We start from the raw sequence: 1,473 nt of genomic DNA, 5'->3' as shown, positions 1-1,473 counted from the left end.
AGCGCATGTTTGTCGTGCACGTTCGCTGCTGTCACCACGGCGCTGTGTGTCAGCCCCGTTTGGCTGTCCACCCCGATATGAATTTTCATCCCGAAGTGGTGAGTAGGCCCGGGGAGTTTCACCTCGAGCCTCTCGCAGAACCATACGTGACACTCTCGCGTCATACGGCTCCCGTTACCCAACCTTTGATCCAGCGACCCGCCAATGATGGAACAACGATGGGTTTGCGACCTGCGCACGCGGCCCATGCTGGGCTTCAAGAATTTTCGTTGTGCCCGCATCCTGTTGAGCGGCATCGAACTGATGCACATGATCGCCAAGGGCCAAATGGAGGACCGTGGCATCGCATGCACTCATGCCGAGCAATTCTACTCACTGGCGGCATAAGCAATCCTCAGTATACTGCAGCCTGTTCCTCATCTTGCCCTTAACGCGACAAACCCGATATTTGAACCGATCATTATCGGATGAGGCTTCCTCCCTTCGCACCGCGCGAGCTCGCATTCAACACGGGATGCGCTGACGCATACGTACTTCCAGAATGCGTTGAGGGTCAGATAGAGACGATACAACTCGGCGCTGGGTGCCTGCCGAAACGAGTTAAGAATGCCCACGAATGTGAAGGCTTTTAACGTATAGGTCAGCGCAACCCGTCGTGAACGGAGGCGCGTGCGGCGCGAAGCGTTCGCTCAACAATTCTGTGAACAAAAGCTTTTTCAGTCCGAGGTTTTTAACGGATAGATTCGGGCGGCAAATTAACGAGGCACTCTCAGCAAATGTAAAAAAGCGGAAAAGCAACTTCCGTTGCGCGAGTTGCTGCATTGGGCGGAACAGCGATATCAAAGCCCTTCTTGCGCTTGCTGGGCAATGGCTGAGACGATCATCCTCTCGAGTCGCTCAACTGCCGCCTTCACCACACCCAGACGCACTTCCCTCAGTTGTCGGTCGTGCTTGTTGATTACCGAGGGCAGCGGCTCCAGCAGTGTTTCCGGCACGGTCCAATCACCGGTCGCCTTCCCGCGATCCAAGAGCGCAAGTACTTCTCGTTCGACTTCTTTGACAAATGACAAATCGAGTAGCCCGTGCCCCGCTTCTGTCATAAAACTGGTTAGCAGCACCGCTTGTGCAACTGTCTTGACCTCCCTCGATGTCGCTCGCTGGCCGCGCATTCCCTCGAAGGCAAGGCGCGATTGAAGGCACATTGCGTCGGAATCGCGCTGAGGCATTGGCAGGAATTGGGTTTTTGAGTTCGTGCGTGGCCGTTTGGCCGGCTTACGTTTCTTCGTGGTCGGCATGACAGTCTCACAAATCAACTTTCGTCGATGTTACCAAACGCTAAAACCCACGTACGTTCTATTTGCGTTTCACCGTTGAGACTCCCGCAGCCATCTGACTCGACAACTTCTACGTCAAAACGCTAGACAACTGTACAAACATACAGCACGAGTTACCCATGGGAGCATTTACCCCGAG

General features: G+C 54.4%; 1 protein-coding gene and 2 pseudogenes. 1 reads left to right on the top strand and 2 read right to left on the bottom strand.

Annotated elements, in window-relative coordinates:
* Window positions 1-110, bottom strand: a pseudogene (locus AWB67_RS40440) (transposase); the annotation flags it as partial.
* A gap of 124 nt (window positions 111-234) precedes the next feature.
* Between AWB67_RS40440 and AWB67_RS37635 the strand changes: the two are divergent.
* Window positions 235-387 (top strand): annotated as a pseudogene (locus tag AWB67_RS37635) (IS6 family transposase); the annotation flags it as partial.
* A gap of 452 nt (window positions 388-839) precedes the next feature.
* Here the strand turns inward: AWB67_RS37635 and AWB67_RS37630 are convergent.
* The gene (locus AWB67_RS37630) at window positions 840-1,295 is read right to left on the bottom strand and encodes a Fis family transcriptional regulator (protein ID WP_125477876.1); all 456 of its coding nucleotides are present in this window, start codon (window positions 1,293-1,295) and stop codon (window positions 840-842) included.
* Window positions 1,296-1,473: the final 178 nt, after the last annotated feature.

It is taken from the genome of Caballeronia terrestris, from assembly GCF_001544515.1.
GTDB lineage: Bacteria > Pseudomonadota > Gammaproteobacteria > Burkholderiales > Burkholderiaceae > Caballeronia > Caballeronia terrestris.
This window is presented reverse-complemented; position numbering and strand designations above follow the sequence as displayed.